The organism is Streptosporangiales bacterium, from assembly GCA_009379955.1.
Classification (GTDB): domain Bacteria; phylum Actinomycetota; class Actinomycetes; order Streptosporangiales; family WHST01; genus WHST01.
Genome location: WHST01000206.1, coordinates 1 through 5,257, shown reverse-complemented (window position 1 = coordinate 5,257; position 5,257 = coordinate 1). Strand labels below are relative to the sequence as shown.

The 5,257-nt window shown below is 67.0% G+C and carries 7 protein-coding genes and 1 pseudogene; 7 read left to right on the top strand and 1 reads right to left on the bottom strand.

Features of this window, described 5'->3' with window-relative positions; translation table 11 throughout:
• Positions 1–323 precede the first annotated feature (323 nt).
• Positions 324–1,079 (bottom strand): DinB family protein, encoded by a 756-nt coding sequence (locus GEV10_31675; protein MQA82961.1) that lies wholly within the window; start codon positions 1,077–1,079, stop codon positions 324–326.
• Positions 1,080–1,308: 229 nt separating this feature from the next.
• Between GEV10_31675 and GEV10_31670 the strand changes: the two genes are divergently transcribed.
• From GEV10_31670 to GEV10_31640, 7 genes and pseudogenes are all read left to right on the top strand, one after another.
• Positions 1,309–2,142 (top strand): LLM class flavin-dependent oxidoreductase, encoded by an 834-nt coding sequence (locus GEV10_31670; GenBank protein ID MQA82960.1) that lies wholly within the window; start codon positions 1,309–1,311, stop codon positions 2,140–2,142.
• A 119-nt stretch (positions 2,143–2,261) separates the two neighbouring features.
• Positions 2,262–2,675 carry a VOC family protein gene (locus GEV10_31665; protein MQA82959.1) on the top strand — a complete coding sequence of 138 codons (414 nt, stop codon included), beginning with the start codon at positions 2,262–2,264 and terminating at the stop codon, positions 2,673–2,675.
• 346 nt (positions 2,676–3,021) lie between these two features.
• Entirely contained in the window at positions 3,022–3,696 is a 675-nt protein-coding gene (locus tag GEV10_31660; GenBank protein MQA82958.1) for a tetratricopeptide repeat protein, read from the top strand.
• Positions 3,633–3,803 (top strand): Tn3 family transposase, encoded by a 171-nt coding sequence (locus tag GEV10_31655; GenBank protein ID MQA82957.1) that lies wholly within the window; start codon positions 3,633–3,635, stop codon positions 3,801–3,803. The genes GEV10_31660 and GEV10_31655 overlap by 64 nt, the downstream gene beginning before the upstream one ends.
• Positions 3,733–3,951 carry a transposase gene (locus GEV10_31650; protein ID MQA82956.1) on the top strand — a complete coding sequence of 73 codons (219 nt, stop codon included), beginning with the start codon at positions 3,733–3,735 and terminating at the stop codon, positions 3,949–3,951. The genes GEV10_31655 and GEV10_31650 overlap by 71 nt, the downstream gene beginning before the upstream one ends.
• A gap of 60 nt (positions 3,952–4,011) precedes the next feature.
• Positions 4,012–4,506 carry a GNAT family N-acetyltransferase gene (locus tag GEV10_31645; GenBank protein MQA82955.1) on the top strand — a complete coding sequence of 165 codons (495 nt, stop codon included), beginning with the start codon at positions 4,012–4,014 and terminating at the stop codon, positions 4,504–4,506.
• A gap of 250 nt (positions 4,507–4,756) precedes the next feature.
• Positions 4,757–5,219, top strand: a pseudogene (locus GEV10_31640) (hypothetical protein).
• The last annotated feature ends 38 nt before the right edge of the window (positions 5,220–5,257 follow it).

Here is a 5,257-nt window from a genome sequence, read left to right as displayed (position 1 = left end):
TGGTGATCCGGCGGAAGCCGGCCGCCGACGCCCGCGTGACCGGGTCCGCCACCGGTCCCTGAGCCGGCCGCTGACCGCCGAGCTCGGCGAGCGGGTCACGCCGTGGCGCGAGCCTTCTCCTCGGGCCATCCACGCCGCGATCGCCGGTTGCGGCCAAGTTGGACTCGTCCTACCTAACTGGCAGGCACGGGAGTTGAGGAGCCGGGAGTAGCAGCACTCACGGCGGCTGGAAGCCACTTCGACCGGGTCCTGCTCGGCGGGCGTGAGCAGGTGGCCCGCGCGGTGCTGCCAGGCGGGAGTGATCGGTGGCGCTCGGGCGCGGTTCAGGCACCGGCCTCGAGCTCGGCGAGGTCGCGCACTGCATAACGGTGATGCTCGGCCTCCTCCTTCAGGACTACCTTGAGGCAGCGGCGCACGACGTAGTCCTGATCGGGATACGGGTCCGCCGGCTTGCGACCGCATACCCGATCGAGCTCGGCCTCGGTGAGCTCGTCGATGACGCGCCGCATCGTGGCCATGCGGGCGAGCCGCGGCGCGAGCACCTCGTCGAGCGTCGGGGTGGCGCCGAGGGTGAGCCCGAGCTTCGCCGTCGCGTCGGGAGGCATCCCGCCGTAAGGGAAGCCCAACGGGTGGTACGGCGCTTCCTCCTCGAGTACGGCATTGCCGAGCCACGCGTCGCTGGCGTGCAGGAGGTGCCGTTGGGTCTCGACGAACGACCATTCGCCGTTGACCTGTTCGTGCAGCTTGGCCTCGGGCAGCAGCCTGGCGCGGTCGAGCGTCGCCTCCCACAGTGTCTCGATGGCGTCCCAAGCAGCCCGGTGGTCGTCGGGGGACGCGGCGTCACGCGCCAGGACCCGCGTGGGGTGCTGTCGGTCGAGCTCGGCCTCGACGTAGGCGGTCACGTCGACGTCGTTGACGACGACACGTTCGAAGTCGCCACCGAGGTAGACGTCGCTCCCATAGCAGTCGACGATCTTCAGACCGCTGACCTCGCAATCGCGGACCTCGAGGCCGGCCAGGTCGCACAGCTGGATGCGAGCTCCACGGAACTGGTCACTCTGGGCGTAGTCAGCAGTCATGGAGGCAGTCTCCCCGCACCACTGGTTTGCTGATAACGCTTCGTGTTACATGGCTGCGAGTTGGTCGAGAGCTACGGCGGGCCCCGGCCCCGGGTACAGCTGCGAGGAAGTCCGCAGTCGTGCCCGCCGCGGGCGATGAGTTTCGCGTGGACGCCTGGTCTGTTCCTGCGTACAAGGTAGCCCACCTCCTGGAAGGGCTCACCGGGACGACAACGAAAGGACGGCGACGATGGCCGACAATGAGGCAACCGGCGGAGCCAGGCCACTGCGATTCGGGGTTGTCGCCCCTCTCGGAACTGATCTACCGGCGTGGCGAGACCAGGTGCGCCGTATCGCCGACAGCGGTTACTCGACACTTCTGATGCCCGACGTTCAGCAGTGGCAGCCGGCGCCGGGACCCACGTTGGCTGTCGCGGCGACTCTCGCCGACCTACGGGTGGGTACGTGGGTGTACGCCTCTCCGCTGCGCACGCCCTGGAGTATGGCGTGGGAAGCGCACTCACTGTCGGTGCTTACCGAAGGTCGCTTCGAGATGGGCATCGGCACCGGGAGACCCGGGCTCGAGGACGAACTGCGTGAGTTGGGCCTTCCGGTGGTGACACCAGGCGAGCGGTTGTCTCAGGTGCGTGACGCTGTCACGTCGCTCAGAGACCTCGACGGTCCGGACTTCCATACGCCGGTGGTGATGGCCGTGCGTGGTCCGAAGGCCCGGGCGCTGGCGGTCGACCTTGCGGATACAGTCACGTTCGCTGCGATGCCGGGCGACGACTCTCGGGCCGGGATCATGCGGATGGCGGCCGATTTCCGCGCTATCCGAGACGTCGAACTCGCGCTCCACGTGCCGGTGGTCGGTGACGCCGTGTCCCCGTTCATGGCATCCCCCGACACGGACCCTGCCGCGTTGCGCGCAGCGGACTCGCTGTTAGTGCTTCCAAGTGACCCGACGGCAGCCACCGAAGAGATCCTGCGACGACGTGAGGAGGGCGGCTTCTCATATATCGTCGTCGGCGCCAACGCCGCTGATGCGCTCGCTCCTGTCGTCGCCGAGCTGACCGGACACTGAACCGAGCAGAGGGATGCCAGTCTCGCATCCGATGCAACTCGTTAGTGCTGGTAACGCTTCGTGCACCGAGCTGAACCGCGATCGTCGTTCAGCGCGAACCACTGTCCGGAGGAGGAATCGTGAAGCTTGACCGAGCAACGGTGTGCCTACCCATCAAGAATCGCCTGGTCTCACACACCTTCTACACCGCCCTCGGGTTCGTGACCGTGGGCGAGTCGGGCGACGATGGGCTACCCGAGCCCCTGCAGTTCGAGATCAGCGTCGGATTGCGTGTGATGCTGATTCCGTCGCGCGGCTTCGGGTGGGTGATCGGTGATCGCAAACGATCGCCGCGGGATGCGCATGAGTGTCTGGTCGTGATCGGGCTGGCCACCGATGCCGCAGTCGACAAGCTGATGCGTCGCGCGCAGGACGCCGGCGCCGAGATCGTCATCGGGGCCGGAAACCAGAAATGGGGATACGCCGGCGCCTTCGCCGACCCCGACGGCCACATGTGGCAGATCGGCCGCGCTGACGGCTTCCTCACTCGATAGGTGCCCAAACCGGCACGGACTGCGATGAAGTCGACGACCACCACGTTCGTCTACGTCGATGGACCCTGTCAGCTCGACGCCGGACCACAGCAACGCGGGTTCGAGCCGTCACGGGAGTTCTGACACCTGTTGTCCCTCCCGTTGATTAACTGGCAGGAGCGGGAGTTGATGAGCCGGGAGTAGCAGGCACGCTGGCCCGACTCCGTCAGGGCCGGGCCCGGGATCCTCAGGGCGTCGGACAGACAGCTGCGTCACCACCTCGGCCCCCCACCCGGTGACACCGCCAACGAGAAGACGGCATGAAATTCGGGACGCGTCAACCGCAGGCCGATGCCATGCTGGCAGCATGGTGGCTTCGGACAGGGCAGTGGGCGAACGCGATCGGCTGAGCGGTGCGTTGCAAGCGTACGAACGCGCCGTGTTCGGGGGAGACGCCGAGGGACTGGAGGCGGCCGACCGCGACCTCGACGCGGTCGAGGCCGACGTGGCGATCGCGCGTGGACGTCTCCTGCACGCGCGCTTTCTCCAGGACAGGAGCGAACCGGACGATACCGAGCTGGCGTTGATCGAACGTGCCCTCGAGCTCTACCGGCGCCTCGGCGACACGCGAGCGGAGGGCGAAGCGTCGTTCTGGCTCGGCACGTTCCATCAGGTCGTGCGCGGCGATGAGGCCACCGCTCGGCCGGCGCTTGAGCGGGCCTACGAGCTGTCCGCGGCGGCCGGCGACGACTTGACTCTGTCCTACGCCGCCCGGCATTTGGGTTTCGCCGCCATGACCGCAGGTGACCTCGGTGCGGCACGCGAGCGGTTCGAGGAGTCGGTCAGGCTGCGCAGACGGATCGGATTCCTGCCCGGTCTCGCAGCGGGGCTACTCGCGCTTGCCGAGGTCGACTACGCCGAGGGACGCGAGGCCGAGGCCACGGCACTGTTCGACGAGGCGGACTCCGTCGCTCGCGACTGCGCCACCGACGGCATAGTGCGCATCATCGCCATGGTGCGGGCGGAACTGGCTGTGTCCTGAAGACGTTCGAGGTTGGCCGGGCGCAACGCACCATCTTTGTCGCCCGCTACCTCCGCAGCCGCGACCTGCAACGCGAGATCACCGAAGGCCTTGGACGTCCTGGCTGAAGACGACTGGAACGAGCTGCTCACCGCTGAGGACCGCCGCGGGCTCACCCCGCTGTTCTGGCAACATGTGCAGCCCTACGGCGAAGTCAAACTCGACATGACCGCACGCCTCACCATCCGCACCGCCGAGACGTCCGGCGCATCGTAGGAGGATCCGCTACCGGTGTGGGTCGCGCTTGGCCCGGCGGACCATGGATAGAGTCAGGAAGTGTCCGAACTGCAGCGCCTTCGTGCCGACCACGGACAGGCGGTCCTGGCCTTTGAGCTAGCGAATCGCGACTACTTCGCCGTTTCGATCTCCGACCGCGGCGACGACTTCTACAGCCAGTTCGCGGAGCGGCACGCCGCTCTGCTTGCCGAGCAAGAGGCCGGCATCAGTGCCTTCTATGTACTCGTCGACGATGGTTCAGTACTTGGCCGGTTCAACCTCTACGACATCAAGGACGCAACTGCAAGACTCGGCTACCGAGTAGCAGAGCATGTCGCCGGCCGCGGGATGGCAACCGCGACTGTGCGGGAGGTGTGCGGGCTGGCGGTGGCGCAGCACGGGCTGCGTGCACTGTCAGCGGCCACCTCCACCGAGAATGTCGCGTCGCGAAAGGTGCTGATCAAGGCCGGCTTCGTTCCTGTTGGCCCAGCCGACCCCACCGACATCGGTGGCAAGCAGGGGACGTTGTTCCAGCGGGACCTTGCCGCGGAGTGATCTTGTTCAGCCGCCGGTGAGGCAACGTGCCGCGGCACGGCCGGGATCCCCAAGCGAGCGGCCTCCGCCCGTGGTGCGCTGGGCGGTGCCCGCACGCCGTCCCGATTGAGGACCGGTCTACGGGACGAGGTCGCCGCCTCCAACGATCGAGCCGTCAGCATCTCCGGGCATTGCGCATTCCCGTAAGACCCGTCCGCTTTAGTGCTACGTCGACCTCGGCCTCACCGGACGCAACCGAGACCGACCCGGACTGCGCGAAGCGCTGGCCGCCTGCCGAAGTGAAACTCAACATCGGAGGATCGGTCCACGATCCGAACGACCCGATCGGTAGGCTACTGTTCAACGTCCTGGCCATGATCGCCGAGTTCGAATCGGACCTGATCAGGATGCGCACCCGCGACGGCATGAAGGTCGCCAAGGCGAGAGGCCGGCTACGCGGCAAGGCGCCCAAGCTCAGCGGCGCCCAAGAGACCCATCTCGTCGGGCTCTACCGCGACGGCAAACACACCACCGCCGACCTTGCCGAGCTGTTCTCCGTCGGCCGATCCACCGTCTACCGCGCCGTGCAGCGAGCAGGCTTGGGGCTGGTGACAGCACCGTTATCAGCACCCCATATGGTGACGTGCCACGGACCCGACCACACCGGGTCGCGTCTGAAAGTGGGGGGCCCAGGATGTCCAAGAAGCTCGCGTTTCTCGCGGCCGGGATCCTGATGATCGTCATCGGCGTCGGCCTGTTCGTGTGGGAGAAC

Excerpts from the sequence above, each read along its gene's own strand:
- GEV10_31675 (MQA82961.1), bottom strand. The coding sequence starts at position 1,079 with ATGACTGCTGACTACGCCCAGAGTGACCAGTTCCGTGGAGCTCGCATC.
- GEV10_31660 (MQA82958.1), top strand. The coding sequence starts at position 3,022 with ATGGTGGCTTCGGACAGGGCAGTGGGCGAACGCGATCGGCTGAGCGGT.
- GEV10_31670 (MQA82960.1), top strand. The coding sequence starts at position 1,309 with ATGGCCGACAATGAGGCAACCGGCGGAGCCAGGCCACTGCGATTCGGG.